Raw genomic sequence first — 18,937 nt, forward strand, 5'->3', positions numbered from 1 at the left:
GCCGGCTGCCCGTTATCCCCCAGTTGCGAGACGGCCGGCGAGCAAACGGCGCCGCCCGACCGATCCTTCGTCGAGCTTCGCGCGGTCGATCTTGCCGTTTGCGTTGACGGGAAGGGGCTCGTCCCACAGCACGAGTTCTTCCGGCAGTTTGTATTTCGGCAGCCCGTCGGATACGAGAGCCACGGCGACCTCGGCCAGAGTGATATCGACATCGGGTTCGAGCACAATTGCCATGGCCAGCCGCTCCCCGGTGGTGTCGTCGGCGACCGCATAGGCCGCACACTCGCGGACCCCGGCGATCCGGGACACGGCCTCCTGCACTTCGGCCGCCGGGATCTTCAGCCCGTTGCGAATCACGATGTCCTTGATGCGGCCGACGATGCGCACCCGATCGCCGACGATGTCCGCCACATCGCCGGTGCGGAACCAGTCGCCGTCGAACGCCATCTTGTCGTCCTCGGCGTCGGTGTATCCGAGGAACGTGTGCGGCCCCCTGATACAGCATTCGGCGGATTCGGCCGCGGATCCGACGCGCACGTCGACGTCGTCGAGCGCCACTCCGTCGTCGGCATGGCGCACCGCCCGCGATTCGCCCCGCAGTCCGGAGGTGCTGACCGGGGCCTCCGAGGACCCGTACGCACGCATGACGATGATGCCGAAATCGTCTTCGACGCGTTCGACGATCCGTCGGTCCAGCGTCGTGCCGCCGAGATAAACCGCGCGCAGCGGAACGGCGGCATCGCGCGCCACGGCCTCGTCGAGTATGCGGTCGAGCAGCCGGTCCGGACCGCCGTACCACGTCGCACCCGAGGTCACCAGCAGGTCGCACGTCGCCGACGGGTTCCAACGGTCCTCGAGAATCACCGGTATTGCGAGCATCGGTCCGATGAACAGCGCTTGCACGACACCGGTGACCGACGCCAGCGGGCTGATCAGAAAAATCCGGTCTTCTGAACCCAGGCCCGCCGCCGCGATGTAGTTCGCCGACGCTTTGGCCAACGTGCTGAGCGAGTGGATCACGCCCTTGGGCCGAGACGTCGTACCCGAGGTGTAGAGCACGAAGGATGGTTCGTCGGCCGGCCGCGCCGGGCGCGGCGGATCGGCGTCCAAGCGCGCACCGGCGCCGAGTTCGATCCAATGGCACAGCCCGGATAATTCCGGCTCGGAGATCGCTGTCCAGTTCGGCGCCGCGCCGAGCCGCGCCCGGGTGCGGGTGAGAATGTCGGCGACGTGTTTGGCTCCGGCGCTACGCGGCACGAGCAGCACCATCGCATCCGCCCGCAACGCCGCGTGGACCGCGACCACCGAGTCCACGTCGTTACCGACCACCAAGACGATCGCGCTGCCCGGCACGACACCGGCGTCGGCCATGGCCAGGGCGGCCGAATCGATGCGCTTGTCCAGCTCGCCGTACGTGAGTTCGGCGCCTCGGTCCACCACAGCCGGGCGACCGGGATGCCGGGCGGCAGCGGAGCGCACCATGTCAAGCGGTTCCCCGGTCCACAAGCCGGCGATGCGGTACCGGGGCCGCAGCGCTTCGGCGCGCCGATGCGCATGCCGCAGCAATTCAGTCGGGCCGCTCATGGATGTCCCTCCGATGCAAATTACTGCTCTCGATTGAGTAAATGTAACCTCTCACCCATGCAGTCAATGACTTTCGATAACCAGGTGGCCATCGTCACCGGCGCCGGTGGCGGGCTTGGCCGCTGCCACGCCCTCGAGCTCGCACGGCGCGGTGCCCGCGTCGTGGTCAACGACCTGGGCAGCACCGTGGACGGCAGCGGCGCGTCGATGTCGGCGGCCCAGGCCGTGGTCGACGAGATCACAGCGGCGGGCGGCACCGCGATCGCCAACGGTGACTCGGTGGCCACCGAGGGCGGCGGCGCGGCGATCGTCGCGGCGGCGATGGACGCCTTCGGCCAAGTCGATATTCTGGTGAACAACGCGGGTATTCTGCGCGACGCGGCGTTCAAGAACATGACCGCCGAGCAGGTCGATGCGGTCATCGCGGTACACCTTGCCGGCGCATTCAACGTGACGCGGGCGGTGTGGCCGATCATGCGGGCGCAGAATTACGGACGAATCGTTCAGACCACCTCTGGCACTGGTCTTTTCGGCAATTTCGGTCAGGCAAACTACGGCGCCGCGAAGATGGGCCTCGTCGGCATGATGCACGTTCTCGCCATCGAAGGCGCCCGCAACGGCATCGCGATCAATGCCATCGCCCCCATCGCACGGACGCGGATGACCGAGGACATCATGGGGGAGGCCGGTAAGGCCATGCATCCCGAGCTTGTCACTCCGGTGGTGATCTACCTGTGCCATCGGTCGTGCGATCGAACCGCGCACATCTACTCGGTCGGCGCGGGGAAGGTGTCACGGGTGTTCATCGGCGTCACCAAGGGAATCGAGGACACGTCTTTGACGGCGGAGTCGGTGGCGTCGTCGATCGACGAGATCGACGACAGCGCCACGTTCACCATTCGGGGCGGACCCACCGCGGCCTAACACGCGGCCGGTCAGCGACCGAAAAACTTGGGCTCACGACGTTCCGCGAACGAGGCGAGGCCCTCTTGGAGGTCGGCAGTGTGCGACACCACCTCCTGCGCCCAGGCCTCCTGCTCGAATGCGCGGTGTCGATCCGACTCCGACGACACCGACAACAACCGTTTCGTCAGCGCCAGCATCACGGTAGGGCCCGCGGCCAGCCGTACCGCGAGCTCCTCGGCGACCGCCCGGGTGTCTTCGGGTGCGGTCACGCGATTGACCAGCCCGAGCTTCTCGCAGGTGGCAGCGTCGACCGGCTCGCCGAGCATCAGGAGTTCCGTGGCCTTGCGCAGGCCCACGATTCTCGTCAACAGGTGGATGGCCCCCGAATCGGGCAGGATCCCGCGGTGCACAAACGCCTCCACGAGCTTGGCCTGCGCCGACATCACCACCAGATCGGATGCCAGCACCAAGCTGGTGCCGGCGCCCGCCGCCGTACCGTTGACAGCGGCCACCACGGGTTTGTCGCAATCCAATATCGCCGCAATCAATCGCTGCCAGCCTTGCTGGAGCATGCGAGCGATATCGCCGGGGCGCTTGTCGGAGAGGGATTTTGGTTGGGCGGCAGCGTTCGCCGCCTGCGAGGCCAAGCCCGCGCCTGCACAGAAGTGGCGATCACCGGTTGCGCTCAACAGCACGGCGCGGACGTCAGGTCCGTCGTTGGCCAGGATGAATGCATCGGTGAGCGCCTCGCGGGCCAAGGGCGACAACGAATTTCCGACATCAGCGCGGTCGATGGTGATTCGCAATACCGCGTCCTCACCGACGGCTGCCACGATGCCTGATGCTTGCTCGCTCATATCCCTCATCCCTGCGTTAACGGCGTTTCCGCTTTTCGGGTATCTTAATTTCCATGCCGGAAACCGGTCAGATTACCGACGAGGGGTTGGCCCGGTTGCGTGCCACCATCGGCATCGCGGTTCCGCACACTCAGCCGCCGCACTACTTCAGACCCAATGAAGACTGCTTCCGCCACGTGGCGGAGAGCTACGGCGACGCCAACCCGCTGTGGACCGACCCGGAGTACGCCGCCAAATCCGTGTGGGGCGAGTCGATCGCGCCGCCCGCGCTCGTCGGGGGCGACACCCTGATAGGCGAGGACGAGGTGACCACGCTCTCCGAGCAAGACCGCGCGCTGACCAAGGGTGACCCGCTGCGCGGCGTCCACGCCTTCTACGCATCCTCGTCGCGCGAGTGGTGGGCGCCGCTGCGTGCCAATCATCGCGTCTTCCGGCGCAACGCTCTGGTCGCCGCGCTCGACAAGAGCAGCGAATTCGCCGATCGGGCCGTCCACGAGTGGTCGGCACAGGTGTTCCGAGACGACGAAGACGTCATCTTGGGCGCGCAGTACCGCAACATGATCCGCACCGAGCGCAGCAAGGCGCGCGGCCGCAAGAAGTACGAGGCCGTCGAACTGAAGTCGTGGACGCCGGACGAGATCGCCGAATTGGACGAGAGATACGCGCGCGAAACAGCGCGTGGCGCCGAACCGCGGTGGTGGGAGGACGTCTCCGAGGGTGACGACATCGGCACCTTGACCAAAGGCCCGCTGACGGTCACCGACATGGTCTGTTGGCATGTGGGGATGGGGACAGGGATGTACGGGGTGCGGCCCCTGCGGCTGGCCTGGCGGAATCGACAGCGCATTCCCCGTTTCTACACGCCCAACGAATACGGCGTGCCGGATGCGCAGCAGCGCGTGCACTGGGAACCGGAGGCAGCCCGCAATGCGGGTAACCCCACCACCTTCGACTACGGCCGGATGCGCGAGACGTGGCTTATCCACCTGTGCACCGACTGGATGGGTGACGACGGCTGGCTGTGGAAGCTCGCCTGCGAATTCCGGCTCTTCAACTACGTCGGCGATCTGCATACCGTCACGGGGACGGTGGTCCGCAAGTATCTCGCCGACGACGATCGTCCGGCCGTCGATCTCGAGCTGGCGGCGACGAATCATCGTGGCCAGATCACGGCGCCGGGCACCGCCACGATTCTGCTCCCCAGCCGCGAACACGGCCCCGTCCGACTACCGGATCCGCCTGGGCGGGCGACCAACCTCGCAGACCTGCTCGCCGCCGTGGCGGCACGATTCGACGAAACCTGACCCATGATTTACGACAGCGTGCCTGGTCTCGCGGCAGAACAACACGGTGCGGTCTTGCAATTGAGGTTGGACCGCGAGGATCGCCGCAACGCAGTCAACGACATCATGCTCGACGCGATGATCGCGCATTTCGCCGCCGCGGGTGTCGACGAGTCCGTCCGCGTCATCAGGATCGACGCCGCGGGAGGAGACTTCTGCGCCGGGTCCGACCTGATCGCCAACAACACCCGCTCCGAGCGGAAGCCCAGGGTGGGCAGCACACAGCGACGGCTGCCCAACAAAGCGAACCGGTTGATCCCGTTGATGCTCGAGACTCAGGTACCCATCGTGTCCGTGGTGCGGGGCTGGGCCGCCGGGCTCGGATTCCACATCGCAATGGCCTCCGACTTCTGTGTCGCCGCCGAGGATGCGCGGTTCTGGGAACCTTTCATGGCGCGCGGTTTCACCCCCGACAGCGGCGCGGCCTGGCTGCTGCCGCGACTGATCGGCCTGGTCCGCACCCGGCAGCTGCTGATGCTGGGCAAGGAGATCACCGGAACCACCGCTGCCGAGTGGAACATCATCCACGCCGCCGCCGCAGTCGACGAATTGGACGCCGTGGCAGACGAACTGACTGCCGCCCTTGGCGATGCGCCTACGGTGGCGCTGGGCCTCACCAAGTGGCTGCTGCACAGCGGTAACGGGCTCGACCTGGACCGTCACCTGCAGAACGAGGCGATGGCGCTCGAACTATCCAGCCGTAGTGAGGATTTCAAAGAAGGATTGGCGGCCTTCCGCGACCGACGCGAAGCAAAGTTCCAAGGGCGCTAGACGAACGTGACGCCGCTGCCGATCACCGAGGCGACCAGTGCCGCCGACGCCGTCGCGGTGGTCGAACAATGGGTCGACGCCGAGGTACCGGCATCCTGGCGCGCCGCGGCCGCGCAGAGTCCCGTCGCCCTGCGCGCGGTGCGGAGCCCCGCGGAGTACCGGCAGTGGTATCCGGTTTTCGCCGAGTCCGGTCTTGTGGTGCCGACGTGGGCGCGCGAATACGGCGGTCTGGGGATCGGCAACGAGGTGGCCAGGGCGATCGATAGAGTGCTGCGTCCACTGCGGCTGTCCCGGCTGAACCCGTTGGGGCTCAACAACGCCGCCGCGGCGTTGTTCAGCCACGGTACGGAAGAACAGCGGTTGCGCTTCCTGCCGCCGATCGTGCGCAACGAGGAGAAGTGGTGTCAGCTCTTCAGTGAGCCCGGCGCGGGGTCGGACCTCGCGTCGTTGGCGACGCGGGCCGTCCGGGACGCGGACGGCTGGCTGATCTCGGGCCAGAAGGTCTGGACCACGTGGGCCGACGAGGCTGACTTCGCGATCCTGCTCGCACGAACCGATCCGGATGCGCCCAAGCACAAGGGCATCACCTACTTCCTGCTCGATATGCGTCAGGCCGGCGTCGAGGTACGACCACTGCGCCAGATCACCGGCGAGGCAGAGTTCAACGAAGTCTTCATCGACGATGCCCGGGTCCCCGATGCGCACCGGGTGGGCGAGGTCAATGACGGCTGGCGCGTCAGCGCGTCGACGCTGTCCAGTGAGCGGCTGATGGTTTCGGGTTCCGGATCGGGAGGCATGGGCCGCCTCGGCGGCTCCGGCGCCGACCGGCTGATCGAGCTCGCGCGTGAGACAGGCCGGTGGGACGACCCGGTCGTCCGAAACAAGATCATGCGGCTGTGGGCCCAGGAGCAGATCCGTGGCTGGACCAATGACCGTGTCCGGGCTGCACTTTCGGCCGGCCAATCGCCCGGGGCCGCGTCCTCGATCGGCAAGGTGCACCAGGCCACGCTGAACCAGCAAATTCAGGACCTCATGGTCGACCTGCTGGGTACGGACGCGATCGCCTGGCCCGCCACCGACGACCCGGACGCACTGCCCCGGGACGTCCATGGAATGCTGCGCAGCCTCGCCAACGGCACCGAGGGCGGCACCACCGACATCAACAAGAACATCCTCGGCGAGCGCGTGCTCGGGCTGCCCAAGGAACCGGACCCCTGGAAGGGCAAACCCTGGAAGGACATCCCGCGCTCGTGAGCACCTACCAGCGGTTGGTCGTGGAGAAGTCCGAGGGTATCGGCTGGCTGATCCTGAACCGGCCGGACGCGGGCAACGCCTTCGACGCGTTGATGCTCGACGAACTCGAGACCGCCTGGGGCGAACTCGACGCCGATCCCGGTGTCCGGGTGATCGTCAACGCGGCCAACGGTAAGGCCTTCTGCACGGGCATGGACGTGGTGCAGGTGGCGCGCGACAAAGCGGCGATGCGCCGCCACTCACGGCGAACCCGGGACGCGGAGCTGAAGATTTCGTCCTGGCATTGCGGGGTATGGAAGCCGGTGATCGCGGCCGTGAACGGGGTTTGCGCGGGCGGTGGCCTGCACCTGGTGGCCGACGCCGACATCGTCATCGCGGCCGAACAGGCCTCCTTCGTCGACCCGCACGTGTCGCTCGGCCAGGCCGTCGCCTACGAGGCGATCACGCTGCTTCGCAAGTCCCCGATGGAGGCAATCACCCGAATGGCGTTGAGCGGCAGGGGCGAACACATCTCGGCGCAACGCGCCTACGAGTTGGGCATCTTGTCCGAGGTGGTAGCCGCCGATCAGCTTCGCGCCGCGGCGCGACGGCTCGCCACCGCGATCGCCGGAAATTCGCCGACCGCGTTGCGCGCCACCAAGAAGGCGCTGTGGCACTCTCTGGAGGTCGGCATGTCACAAGCGCGCGAGGATGCCGCGAACGAGATCTGGCGGCTGCGCAATCACCCCGATCACGCCGAGGGTGCCAGGGCGTGGCGCGAGAAGCGCACGCCGCGGTGGCAAGCACCGCCGGATGCCGTGGAGGCTTCATGACATACCAGAGGCTGGTCGTCGAGCGGCGCGGCCCGGTGGGCTGGATCATCAACAACCGCCCCGACCGGCTCAACGCGTATGACGTGGTGATGCGTGGGGAATTCCCGAAAGCGTGGTCGGAATTGAATGCCGACCCCGACGTTCGCGTCATCGTGCACACCGGCAACGGGCGAGCATTCCAGGTGGGGGCCGACGTCGAGGAGCTCGACGGCGAGGCCGTGCTGCAGTTTCAGGAGACCATGCGCACGTTGGACCTCAAGCTGACGGCCTGGCACTGCAACGTCGAGAAGCCGGTCATCACGGCCGTCAACGGGGTGTGCGCCGGCGGCGGGTTGCACTGGGTGGCCGACGCCGACGTCGTCATCGCGTCATCGGACGCGAGCTTCGTCGACCCGCACGTCTCGATCGGCCAGGTCAGCGCTTTGGAAACCATCGCGCTGATGCGCAAGATGCCGGCCGAGGCGGTGCTGCGGATGGCGTTGGTGGGCAGCCATGAACGGCTCACCGCCGATCGTGCGTACCAGCTCGGCATGATCAGCCAGGTCGTGGATCCGCCCGAGAAGCTGCGCGAGGTCGCCCAGGAGCTGGCCGAGAAGATCGCCAGAAACTCGCCCGCGGCGATGCGCGCCACCAAGCGTGCGCTGTGGGGCGCACTCGAATACGGCCTGACGGATGCGTGCCGCGCCGGCGCCAAGCACCTGACGTCGATGTGGGGGCACCCCGACCAGAACGAGGGCCCCCTTGCCTTCGCGGACAAGCGAACCCCGAATTGGGCACCGTTGGAGGCCGATTCGTGAGCCTGGTGGATCTGCTTGACGGCCTGCCGGATGTCGCCGTGCACTTGGTCGATGGCGAGGTGTCGCGCGACGAGCTGGTGGCCAGCTCCGACCAACTCGGTGCGCTGCTCACGGGGATCGGATTGGCGACGGGGCAGGTTGCCGCCGCCATGCTGCCCAACGACGCAACCACCATCGCCGCCCTGTTCGGCACGTGGCGCGCCGGTGGGGTGTACACACCGCTGAACCCGAGGGCGGCCGACGTCGAGGTCGTGGCCCAGCTGAAGACGCTGCGGCCCGTCGCCGTCATCACGACGCCCGAACTGGCGCCGAGATTCTCGATGTTCGAAATCCCCGTCGTTACCGGTGATGCGCTGGCGTGGGCAACGGCGGCAAGGCGCGACTTGCCAGCGCACCCGCGGTCCTACGACGACGATGTGGCACTGCTGCAGTTCACCTCCGGCACCACGGGCCCGCCGAAGCCGGTGCCACTTCGGCACACCACGGTGCTCGACCTGATCGACCGGCTGTTGGCGAAACTCCGCGGAACGAAAGCCACTACCGACGCACCGAAGCGTCCGCCGATGCCGAACCTCGTGCCGTTGTCGTTGTCGTTGTGGGCGGGTATCTACCAGGTGCTGTTCGCGTTCCGGGCTGGTTCGGGCGTGGTGCTCATGGAGCGATTCTCCCCGTCGGACTTCGCCGCGCTGGTTCGGCGGCACCGGCTGCGTTCCACAGTGCTGCCGCCAGCGGCGCTCACCATGGTGTTGCACGACGACTCGGTCACGGACCTGTCGCCGCTGAAGATCGTGCGATCGATCACCGCTCCCCTGTCACCGGTTCAAGCGGCCCGATTCAGGGACAAGTTCGGCGTGATCGTGCTGAACTCCTACGGCCAGACCGAACTCGGTGGCGAGGTGGTGGGGTGGTCGGCTGCCGACGCACGCGAGTGGGGAGAGACCAAGCTCGGATCGGTGGGGCGGCCTCTGCCCGGCATCGACGTCACCATTGCCGATGACGAGGTGATGGTGCGCACGCCGACGACCGCGGCGCGCAACATCGATCCGGCCTTCCTCGACCGGCTCACGGATGACGGCTGGTTTCACACCGGCGATTTAGGCTGGTTCGACGACGACGGGTTCCTCTGGCTCGACGGCCGGGTGTCCGACATGATCAACCGCGGCGGCCTCAAGGTCTTCCCGGGCACCGTCGAAGACGTCATTCTCGCCGCCGGCGGCGTGCGGGAAGCCGCCGTCGTGGGCATCCCCGACGAGCGGCTCGGCGAGGTGCCCTGGGCATTCGTCGTGCGACGCGATCACGACGTGACAGAAGACAGCCTCACCGAGTGGTGCCGGGATCGATTGACGCCGTACCGCGTACCCGTGCGATTCGTGTTCGTCGACCGGCTGCCGCGCAACGACGTTGGCAAGGTGGTCAAGCGCGAGCTCGCCGCCATGGCCAATGCATGAAGGCTCGGACTCCGCAATCGCCTAAGCCCGGGAGCTTCGCTTGCCCCTGAATGCGATAACGTCAATTCTCGTAATTGATAACGATGCTATCATCTCGGGAAAATATGTATTTCCACCCGCGTTGCGGAGACGGGAGCAACGGATGTGATCGAAGAATTGGTGCGGATGGTGATCACGTGGGGCGTGATGTGCGCATTGGTTGCCTTCTTCTACTGGATGTTGTCGAACATCGGTACTTTCTGACCGCAGCGAACGGCCCTGCGTGAAGTCGCCTCGGGCCGGCTATCTATTTCCTTAAGGAGGAATCAGCGCGGTGGACGAACAGGATCGCCGGCGTAGGCGCGGCCTCATCGTTTTCCAAATCTGGATATACGGCCTCCTCCTGACGATGTTTCTCATCCAGCTCTCCATGTTGCTGACAAGAGATTGGTAGGCCCATGCGATTGCCCTCTGCGATAACGCGCCGCGGGAACGGTGCATCCTCCTTCGCGTCAGCGACTTTGGACGAACACGACCGCCAGAGCCGGCGGGCTCAACGACAGGCGGATCTCTGGCTCATAGCGGGCACGGCACTGATGGGCACGCTCGTGCTCGGCGTCCTCGGGCTCCCCCTGTTCGTGCGTGGCCTGTACCTGTTGCGCAATGCCCAACGCGAGGGCCTGTCGGTGCGTCCACTCATGGTCACACTCATCGGTTACGTGATCATTCTGGACGCGGCCCTGAACAGCATCGGTTGGGCACTCGACCTGTTCGCCAATCACGCCCTGATTACCCGCACCGTGTTCACCGCTTGGGGGAACCTGATGGACGGGGGCTACTTCTGGCACTACAACGAGCTCTGGATCGGAGGTGCCGGTGCGCCCGGCGAGAAGGCGTGGGTTCTCGTGTGCGTGCTCATCGCCTTTCCGATGCGGATGGCCGCAGCGATCGGCTTCCTACAGATGAAGCGGTGGGGCCACCAGTGGATGATCGTCACTTGCTGGTTCGGTGTGGTGGTCTGGACCGGCTACATCTTCAACATGACGTTGTATGCCGATGTTCGGTACGCGGCGGTAGGCCTGCCGGTGCTGGCCTGGTGGGCCTACAACATCTTTTACATCACTCCGTTCCTCGCAATCCCCTACCTGCACACCGTGAACCGGGAAATCTTCTCCGACTGACCGATCCTGGGAAGGACTATCGTGTCTGAATCAACTGTGGACGCAGTCGCGCCGGCCGAGCCGCTACCTCCGGGCACGACGTCGGCTTGGGCGCGGATGCACACGTGGCTCAAACGGGGGCTGTTCGTCTGCCTGTTCGGGTTGGTGATCGAGGGGTCGCTCACCGTGCCGGTAATGGCAGTCTGGTACGGGTGGCCCACGCTGTCACTCACCCAAATCTGCAGCGAATTGCTGAAGGTGCGCTACTCCGATGACACGCTCGAATGCAGGCAGCCCTATCCCCTCGGGGGCCCGCCGTTCGGCGGTGCTCCGGAGGCCGCCGGCCAACACACCGCGAAAGACGACTGGGGAGTCCAACCCCACCCGCGGTACAACCGGATCGGCTTCCGCGAACTGGTGAAGATCCACGACGAGCGAATCGCACGGCAAGCGAAGGCGTCGGCGATTCCAAAACCGTAGGGCGGCGCACATGACAACTCCGCACGTCATCGGGCGCAGCGATGCCATCTCGTGGGCGATCGCAGCAAGTCTCAAATCGGTCGTCCACAACCTCGACGAACCGACTCAGCCGAACACGGACCACGTGGTCATAGTGATCGGCGTCGATCCGGCCCTCGAGCCGACGCACGTCAGCACGTTGAGTGCGCCGGACTGGGACCGATTCGCCGAACGACCGATGCGACACGCGCTCGCCGCCTTGCAACGGTCATACTCCTCGATGCGCGACAAAGGTGGAGGACGAATCGTGCTGGTGCTGCCATCGATCGGGATGACGGGAGCGCCGTATCTCGTCCCGTACGCCACCGCGCTCGAGGGAATCCGCGCGATGGCCAAATCCGCCGCCCGCCAATGGGCTTCTCAAAACCTCTTCGTCAACATGATTGCCGCCCCGCTCCGTCTTTTCGCGCCGCGGCTGAGCGCGTCAGCCAGCCATGTGACCGCGGCTGCGCTTCAGGACGATGACTCACTCGTCGAATCGATCGTCGAGACGACACGATTCCTACTCAAGCCCGAGGTCACGGGGCTGGTCGGCGAAACCGTCATCGTCGACGGCGGAGCCGTGATGCTCCCATGACGATCAACGATTACACGGTTCTGGTCACTGGAGCCGGCGGCGGTGTCGGGCACGGCATCGCGCGTGCCCTCGCGGTCGACGGCGCGCACGTCTTCGTCGCCACCCGATCGGAAAGTGGGCGGGCGGTCGCTGCGGAACTCAGCGAGGCCGGTTGTCGGGCGACCTGGGTCCGCTGCGACGTCACCGTAGCCGAGTCGGTCATCGACGCCGTCGAGGCCGCGGTGATGACGACCGGGCGCCTGGATGCGCTGGTACACAATGCCACAAGCAACGCATCCAGCAAGCCGCACCGACTCGAGGACGTCGATGAGTCGCTGTGGCGCGACCACATCGGCGTGTCAGTGACCGGCGCCTATCACTGTGCGAGCGCCGCCTTCCAAGCTCTGCGTGAACGGGCAGGGACATTCTTGGTGATGACCTCACCCGCCGGAATCGAAGGCAGCGCCACACTGCCGCTCTATGCCACGGTGAAGGGCGCACTGCGGGGCTTCGCCAAAAGCCTGGCCCGCGAATGGGGCGCCTACGGCATCACGGTCAATGTGATATCGCCGCTTGCATATTCACCGGCGATGACGGCGGCGATCGAAGCCGACCCCGCGATGGAGGAGCGGCTCGCACGCCGGATCCCACTGGCACGCATCGGCGATCCACAACTCGACATCGGTTCGGCGGTCACTTTCCTCGTGGGCCCCAAGGCCAGGTATCTCACCGGTCAGACGATAGGGGTCGACGGCGGCCACTTCACCAACCTCTAGGCCGTCGTGGAAATCGGTCTTGTTCTTCCGCACAGCGGCCCGAACGCGTCACCGTCGTTCATCCGCGACTTCGCGCAGACCGCCGAGGGTTGCGGAGTCGACCGGCTCTGGGCGGTCGACCATCTCGTTTTGCCCCGTCACACCGATTCGCTGTATCCGCTGGGCCGCAGGCCCACGCCAGTCGCCGACGGCTGGCTCGCCGACAATCTCGCCCCCAACTTCGAACTGATGACGACGCTCAGTTGGGTTGCCGGGTTGACGAGCACCATCGGGCTCGGATCATCGGTCGCCGTACTGCCGCTTCGCAATCCGATCGGCAACGCAAGGCAACTCGCTTCGCTCGACGCGTTCTCGGGCGGCCGGCTCGTGTACGGCGTCGGAGTCGGGTGGTTGAGGGAAGAGGCGACGGCGATGGGCATGCCATGGGACAACCGTGGCGCCCGCAGCGAAGAGCACATCGAGTTGTTGCGCACTCTATGGTGTGCGGACGATCCCTACGTCGAATTCCACGGAAAATTCTATGATTTCGCACCGATGGATCCCCGGCCGCACCCCGCACGACCCATTCCGATCCTGGTGGGCGGGCACTCTGACACCGCGCTCGACCGAGCGGCGCGTGTCGGCGACGGATGGATTTCCGCGCCGACGTCCGTTGGACGGCTGGCCGAGCTCGTCGCGACTCTGAACCGGTTAACCAACGAGCGCGGCAGATCGTCGGCGAGCTTGTACAAGGTCGCATCCACCGCTTATTCCGGCGCACGATCATTGGCCGAGTCGTGCGATGCCTACCGTCGACTGGGCATCGATCATGTTCAGGTCCTGATACCCGCTGACGATCCGCGCCGCATCATCGACCGGCTGCCGGAGGTCGCTGATGCTGCGAGCGAGTGAATCGGGTCGGACGGCCCTCCAGCCCTTGACGCGCGGTACGACCTTGCCGTCCGCGACGGTTTCGGAGAGTATAGGATCGAGAACGTCTACTCTCGATTTGTGATAGTGGCGTTGCCGGTTGCCGTCCGCTTTTGGCCGTGCATATGGCGGACGAGCCTCGCGAGCGGATTTTCGGCTCGACCGCTACGTGGAAAGGAACGACGATGACCGAACCCCGTGCGTTCGAGGTGTGGGATGCGGACAATCACATGTACGAGACGGTCGACGCCTACACGCGCTATCTGCCGGAAAAATACTCCGACGCATTGAAGTTCGTCGACGTCAATGGCCGCAAGAAGCTCCAGATCCTCGGCGTTATCACCGAGACCATACCCAACCCCACCTACGAGGTGATCCCCACTCCCGGCGCATGGGCCGACTACTACCGCGGGATCAACCCGGAGGGTAAGACGCTGCGCGAGCTGGCCGAGCCCATCCGCTGTCCAGACGAGTTCCGGCGTCCCGACCTGCGCCTGGCATTGATGGACCGCCAGGGCGTTGACGGCGCGCTGATGTTTCCGACCACGGCGGGCATGCTCGAGGAACGGACCAAGTGCGACACCGAGCTCACCCACGCGGTAACCCACGCCTTCAACCGCTGGCTGCTCGAGGACTGGACGTTCAACTTCAAGAACCGCATCTTCCCCGTCCCGGCGATCTCACTCAACGATCCATCGAAGGGCGTTGCGGAACTCGAATGGTGCCTGGAAAACGGGGCGAAGACGGTGCTGATCCGACCGGCGCCGGTGCCCAGAGAGGACGGAACCTCGCGTTCACCCGCGTTGCCCGAGTTCGACGGTTTCTGGAGATTGGTCGAGTCGTCGGGCATCTCGGTCCAGATGCACAACTCCGACGCCGGCTACGACCGCTACCTCTCCGACTGGGAGGGCGGTAACGAGTTCCAGGGTTTCCAGCTGACGAAGTTCCGCGGCTTCATCTACGAGGAGAGTCGCCACATCTTCGATACGCTCGCGGCGTTCATCGCCCATGGGGTGTTCGAGCGCTTCCCCGACCTACGCATCGGTGTGGTCGAGAACGGCGGTTCGTGGGCTCAGCGCCTGATGGACGTTTTCGATCGGGTTTACCGCAAGAAGCCGCGCGAATTCAGCGAGCACCCGTGTGATGTCTTCCGCAGGCACGTGTGGGTGAACCCGTTCCACGAAGAGGATATCTCGCACCTCATCGACATCCTCGGTGAGAAGCGGGTGATGTTCGGCTCGGACTACCCGCATCCCGAGGGATTGGCCGCGCCCGCGAACTTCGTCGGCGAACTCGAAAACCTCCCGCCGCAACCACAGCACGAGTAATGGGCGGCAACCTGAAGGAGCTGATCGGCATCTAGCCGAGTTCGGCGAATCGCCTCAAATAACACCATGCGATCTCCGGCGGCATGCCGCCACACAACGCGGAGATGTTGAACATTTCCCCATCTTCAGCGACAAAACAGTTCCTTAAGGCATTCGCGGTGCTGAGTGTCTTGAGCAAGGAATCGCCTTGCCCGGGAATCGGATCGCGGTTGTCACGAACACTCACCGGTTCCCGAACCGGGTTCGGAGTTCATTCTTGAGCACCTTGCCGGTGAGGTTGCGAGGCAGCGCATCGACGATCTCGAGCCGTTCGGGCGACTTGTGCTTGCTCAGCCCTCGGGCTTGGCAATGTTCGGAAACCGAAGAGAGCGTCACCGCCGCACCTGGGCGGGCGACGACGACGGCACACACCCGTTCGCCGGTCCGCTCATCGGGTACGCCGATGACCGCGACGTCGGCGACCGCAGGGTGGCTCGCCAGGACGCCTTCGATCTCGAGGGCCGAGATGTTCTCCGCGTTGCGGATGATCGCGTCCTTGATGCGCCCCGTGACGACGACATTGCCCTGGTGGTCGATGCGTCCCAGATCGCCGGTGCGAAACCACCCGTCGGCGTCGAATGCCTGGCCGTCTAATGACGCATCGACGTAGCCGAGGAAGCATTGCGGGCCCTTGAGCCGCAGCTCCCCCTCCTCTCCGGGCTCGACCGGCCGCTCGGATTCGTCGACGACTCGCACTGAGACGCCCGGCACGGGTTTGCCGACGGTGTGGTCCAGCAGCTCCGGAGGGCCGTTCGGTGCTTGGGAGGTGGCGACCGGAAATTCGGTCAGTCCCCAGGAATTGGCCACACCGTCGACCGAGAAGGTCTGCCGCACTTGATTTCCCAACTCCGCGGTGATGGGCGCACCACCGCCGACACAGCCACGCAGATCGGGATATAGCGGTTCGGCGCCGTGCTTTGCCTGCGCCGCCATGAAGGCGACGAAGAATGGGGTGGCGCTGCCCAGCAGAGTCGGCCGGTGCGCAGCGATGGCGAAGGGGGTCTGCACGGGATCGAAGGTGTCGAAGAGCACCAGTCGCATGCCGGTATGGAGGCCGGCAGCGAGCATGGCGGCTCCCCCAATGTGCGACACCGGAAAGGCGATCGGGTTGACGTCGCTACTGGAGGCGCCGACAATGCCGACGACGCCTGCTGAGCCGGCGATGACCGAGCGGTCGCAGTGCCGCGCGCCTTTCGGGGCCGCCGTGGTGCCCGACGAATAGTAGATCCAGCGCGGCTCCTCACCCGATTGCGGCGGCGCAGGCAGTGCCGCCGGATCACCGGCGGGTAGCCGAAGTGTGCCGGTGATGGGCTCGTCGTGGTCGATGACCACGACAGTCATGGGTTGGTGATCACCGATCCTCTGGGCGAGCGCGACGTGGTCGAAATTGCGCCACATCCCGGGAACGATGAGGACGTCGGTCGCGAGCTGCGTGGTCACAAAACGTAATTCGCTCTCCCGCCAGATCGGCAGTACCGGGTTTTGGACCGCGCCGAGGCGCGCCAGCGCCACCATGACGACCATCGTCTCCAGCGTCGTCGGCAGCTGCCACGACACCACCGTTCCCGCGCCGATTCCGCGTTGCGCCAACGCCGCCGCGCACGTCAGCGCGGATTGGTACAGCTGCCCGCACGACAGGGCCCGCCCGTAGTCGTCGACGAGGACCACCCGATCGGGATGCGCCCGCGCCGCCGTTTCGACCAGGGACCAATAGGTCTGCGCCGCCGGGTATGCGGTCATCGGCTCGGCAAGTGCAGTCGCCGCTTGGCAAGGATGTTGCGCATCATTTCCGAGCTGCCACCGGATATCGTGTAGGCCCGGGACCACAGCCAGCATTCACGCAGGCGTTGTTTGGCACGATCCACATCAGGGTCCGCAGCCCCTGCGGCAATCGCCGACGCGGCCAGTTCGGCGCCATAGGCCGCGACACGGTGATATGTCTCTGCGAAGCTCAACTTCGCGATCGAGCCGTCGCCCGGTCGCTCGTCGCCCGTGGTCAGCCGCTCGACATGGTCGTCGATGAACGCCTTGGCCACCTCGGCCTCGACGGCCAACTCGGCCACCTGCTGGCGGATGTCGGCGGAGGCCAGCGCGGGCACGCCGGATATCAGCGCGTGGCGGGCCACGGTGACCAAATCGTCGATCAAGAGTTCGAGCAAGATGACGTTGCCGCCGATGCCGAATCGTTCAAAGTCCAAGCCGGCCATGATGATCGACCAGCCCTGGCCCACCTCGCCGATAAGGCTCTCCGGACCGAGCTCGACTCCACTGAGGAAGACCTCATTGACCTCGATCGCATCGCCGATCGTGCGGATCGGACGAACTTCGACACCGTCCGCCGAGAGCGGCACGGTGAAGACCGACAGGCCGTGGTGGCGCGAGGACGTCGGGTCGGTGCGGATCAGGGCGAGGCCCATGTCGGCCCAGTGTCCGTCGGTGATCCAGGTCTTCTGGCCGTCGATGACCCAACCGCCGTCGGGTTGCCGCACCCCGCGGCTGCGCACCGCGGCGATGTCGCTACCCGCATCGGGTTCGCTGAGTAGCTGACACCAGACGTGCTCGCTGCGCCGGATGGGTGGCAGTAGCCGCAGCTTCTGCTCGTCGGATCCGAAATGCAAGAGCACGTGTGCGGCCAGGTTTACCTGGTCCACCGGGCGTGGCGCGCGGGCACGCAAGATCTCCTCGCTGACGATGCGGTCGTGCAGTGGGTGGTGATCGTCGCGACCGCCGTATTCGACCGGCCAGTCCGCACCCACAAGGCCCGCCTCGAACAGGCCGGCGAACCACGCGCGCAGCAGGGCTTCTTGTTCGGGGGTCTCGGGCGCACGGTGGCCTTCGCGGGCTTCGATCGGCGGTGCGTGTTCGGCGATGTGCGCCCTGACCCGCTCCCTGAACTCGGCCAGCTGCGCATCGGCGGGACGGCTCCGGACCACGCTCACCAACCCGACACCTCCGCCACCAGCGCCCGGCTCGAACGCGCCGTGCCGATCAGATGCCCGTTGGTGAAGGCCCGACGCAGCTCGTAATGCAGCGGATACTCCCACGTGAAGCCGATGCCGCCCGACAGTTGCATGCACTCGTCGACGGCGGCGGCGGCCTTCGCCGCGACGAAAGCGTGCGCCGCCGCCGTCAGCAAGGGCGCCCTCTCCTCGGCCGCAGCGATTGCCCGCGCCGCCCTCATGACGACTGCGCGCGCTTTGACCTCGAAGACCAGCAGCTCGACCAGCCGGTGCTGAATCGCCTGAAAGCTCGCGATCGGCGCGCCGAATGCGATGCGCTCCTTGAGGTACGCCGTCAGCCGCTCGAGGGCCATCGACACGGCGCCCACCGAATCGGCGGCAACCAGCAGTCGGGCCACGGCGGCCAACTCGTCGGCCCGTTCGACAGATCCGATCACGGCGCTGGGTGCGGCCTTCGCGTCGAAACGCCATACGGTTCGGGTGACGTCCAGCAGGTCGGAGTCCAGCTCGAACCGGTCGCGATCCAAATCGCGCAGCAGGTGAATTCCGTTGCTTCCCAGGAGTAGAACGATGTCGGCCTGGTCGCCGCGGATGATCCGTGCGGGCTCGCCGACGATCGCGACGCCGGCCGTCGCGGTGCCGGCGAGCAGGCCGGGCAGCAACTGTTGCCTGAGGTCCCCGGGCGCGGACGCGAGCGCTGCGGCACCGATCGTGGTTCCCAACCACGCCGACCCGTCCTGCGCTCGACCGAGCTCCTCCGCCACGACGCATGCCTCGACCGGACGCCACCCGGTGCCCCCCATCACCTCATCCACGAGCAGGCCGGTCCAGTCCATTTCGGCAAGGTCCTTGACCGTTCCCCGCTCACCGCGTTCGGCCAGGAACTCCCGCGCCGACGCTCTCAACAGGTCGAGGTCGACGTCCTCGTCTGCCATCACG

Annotated in this window: 18 protein-coding genes and 1 pseudogene; 13 read left to right on the top strand and 6 right to left on the bottom strand. The window is 65.9% G+C overall.

Going from position 1 to position 18,937, the window contains the following annotated elements; genetic code table 11:
• Positions 1 to 12: 12 nt before the first annotated feature.
• On the bottom strand, positions 13 to 1,533 hold the full coding sequence (locus tag G6N51_RS09900) for a class I adenylate-forming enzyme family protein (RefSeq protein WP_083169251.1): 1,521 nt from the start codon (positions 1,531 to 1,533) through the stop codon (positions 13 to 15).
• Positions 1,534 to 1,641: 108 nt separating this feature from the next.
• Between G6N51_RS09900 and G6N51_RS09905 the strand changes: the two genes are divergently transcribed.
• A complete protein-coding gene (locus tag G6N51_RS09905; RefSeq protein ID WP_083169107.1) occupies positions 1,642 to 2,508 on the top strand; it encodes an SDR family NAD(P)-dependent oxidoreductase in 867 nt (288 codons plus the stop codon).
• An 11-nt stretch (positions 2,509 to 2,519) separates the two neighbouring features.
• On the opposite strand, the gene G6N51_RS09910 is transcribed toward G6N51_RS09905, so the two are convergent.
• On the bottom strand, positions 2,520 to 3,356 hold the full coding sequence (locus G6N51_RS09910) for an enoyl-CoA hydratase/isomerase family protein (protein WP_083169105.1): 837 nt from the start codon (positions 3,354 to 3,356) through the stop codon (positions 2,520 to 2,522).
• Between the two features lie 44 nt (positions 3,357 to 3,400).
• Between G6N51_RS09910 and G6N51_RS09915 the strand changes: the two genes are divergently transcribed.
• From G6N51_RS09915 to G6N51_RS09970, 12 genes and pseudogenes are all read left to right on the top strand, one after another.
• Entirely contained in the window at positions 3,401 to 4,651 is a 1,251-nt protein-coding gene (locus tag G6N51_RS09915; RefSeq protein WP_083169101.1) for a hotdog family protein, read from the top strand.
• A gap of 3 nt (positions 4,652 to 4,654) precedes the next feature.
• Positions 4,655 to 5,461 (top strand): enoyl-CoA hydratase/isomerase family protein, encoded by an 807-nt coding sequence (locus tag G6N51_RS09920; protein WP_083169098.1) that lies wholly within the window; start codon positions 4,655 to 4,657, stop codon positions 5,459 to 5,461.
• 6 nt (positions 5,462 to 5,467) lie between these two features.
• Positions 5,468 to 6,715, top strand: coding sequence for an acyl-CoA dehydrogenase family protein (locus G6N51_RS09925; RefSeq protein ID WP_083169096.1), 1,248 nt, complete (start codon positions 5,468 to 5,470; stop codon positions 6,713 to 6,715).
• Positions 6,712 to 7,527 carry an enoyl-CoA hydratase/isomerase family protein gene (locus tag G6N51_RS09930; RefSeq protein WP_083169093.1) on the top strand — a complete coding sequence of 272 codons (816 nt, stop codon included), beginning with the start codon at positions 6,712 to 6,714 and terminating at the stop codon, positions 7,525 to 7,527. The genes G6N51_RS09925 and G6N51_RS09930 overlap by 4 nt, the downstream gene beginning before the upstream one ends.
• On the top strand, positions 7,524 to 8,324 hold the full coding sequence (locus G6N51_RS09935; protein WP_083169090.1) for an enoyl-CoA hydratase/isomerase family protein: 801 nt from the start codon (positions 7,524 to 7,526) through the stop codon (positions 8,322 to 8,324). Before G6N51_RS09930 ends, G6N51_RS09935 begins: the two co-directional genes overlap by 4 nt.
• Positions 8,321 to 9,772, top strand: coding sequence for a class I adenylate-forming enzyme family protein (locus tag G6N51_RS09940; RefSeq protein WP_083169087.1), 1,452 nt, complete (start codon positions 8,321 to 8,323; stop codon positions 9,770 to 9,772). Before G6N51_RS09935 ends, G6N51_RS09940 begins: the two co-directional genes overlap by 4 nt.
• Positions 9,773 to 10,272: 500 nt before the next feature.
• Positions 10,273 to 10,932, top strand: a complete 660-nt coding sequence (locus tag G6N51_RS09945; RefSeq protein WP_083169084.1) for a hypothetical protein — start codon at positions 10,273 to 10,275, stop codon at positions 10,930 to 10,932.
• A 96-nt stretch (positions 10,933 to 11,028) separates the two neighbouring features.
• Positions 11,029 to 11,391, top strand: a complete 363-nt coding sequence (locus G6N51_RS09950) for a hypothetical protein (protein WP_232078544.1) — start codon at positions 11,029 to 11,031, stop codon at positions 11,389 to 11,391.
• 10 nt (positions 11,392 to 11,401) lie between these two features.
• Positions 11,402 to 12,007 carry an SDR family oxidoreductase gene (locus tag G6N51_RS09955; RefSeq protein WP_083169071.1) on the top strand — a complete coding sequence of 202 codons (606 nt, stop codon included), beginning with the start codon at positions 11,402 to 11,404 and terminating at the stop codon, positions 12,005 to 12,007.
• A complete protein-coding gene (locus G6N51_RS09960) occupies positions 12,004 to 12,762 on the top strand; it encodes an SDR family NAD(P)-dependent oxidoreductase (RefSeq protein WP_083169068.1) in 759 nt (252 codons plus the stop codon). Before G6N51_RS09955 ends, G6N51_RS09960 begins: the two co-directional genes overlap by 4 nt.
• A gap of 6 nt (positions 12,763 to 12,768) precedes the next feature.
• Complete coding sequence (locus G6N51_RS09965) at positions 12,769 to 13,653, top strand: TIGR03619 family F420-dependent LLM class oxidoreductase (RefSeq protein ID WP_083169065.1); 885 nt, start codon at positions 12,769 to 12,771, stop codon at positions 13,651 to 13,653.
• 203 nt (positions 13,654 to 13,856) lie between these two features.
• Positions 13,857 to 15,034, top strand: a pseudogene (locus G6N51_RS09970) (amidohydrolase family protein).
• Here G6N51_RS09970 and G6N51_RS09975 read toward each other — a convergent pair.
• Genes G6N51_RS09975 through G6N51_RS09990 form a run of 4 tightly spaced genes read right to left on the bottom strand, consistent with a single transcriptional unit; the run spans position 15,031 to position 18,933 of the window.
• Positions 15,031 to 15,225, bottom strand: a complete 195-nt coding sequence (locus G6N51_RS09975; RefSeq protein WP_083169059.1) for a hypothetical protein — start codon at positions 15,223 to 15,225, stop codon at positions 15,031 to 15,033. The pseudogene G6N51_RS09970 and the gene G6N51_RS09975 sit on opposite strands and share 4 nt — an antisense overlap.
• Complete coding sequence (locus G6N51_RS09980; RefSeq protein WP_083169056.1) at positions 15,222 to 16,778, bottom strand: class I adenylate-forming enzyme family protein; 1,557 nt, start codon at positions 16,776 to 16,778, stop codon at positions 15,222 to 15,224. Before G6N51_RS09980 ends, G6N51_RS09975 begins: the two co-directional genes overlap by 4 nt.
• Entirely contained in the window at positions 16,775 to 17,977 is a 1,203-nt protein-coding gene (locus G6N51_RS09985; protein ID WP_083169054.1) for an acyl-CoA dehydrogenase family protein, read from the bottom strand. Before G6N51_RS09985 ends, G6N51_RS09980 begins: the two co-directional genes overlap by 4 nt.
• Entirely contained in the window at positions 17,974 to 18,933 is a 960-nt protein-coding gene (locus G6N51_RS09990; RefSeq protein ID WP_083169052.1) for an acyl-CoA dehydrogenase family protein, read from the bottom strand. Before G6N51_RS09990 ends, G6N51_RS09985 begins: the two co-directional genes overlap by 4 nt.
• Positions 18,934 to 18,937: the final 4 nt, after the last annotated feature.

It is taken from the genome of Mycobacterium paraseoulense (genome assembly GCF_010731655.1).
Lineage (GTDB): Bacteria > Actinomycetota > Actinomycetes > Mycobacteriales > Mycobacteriaceae > Mycobacterium > Mycobacterium paraseoulense.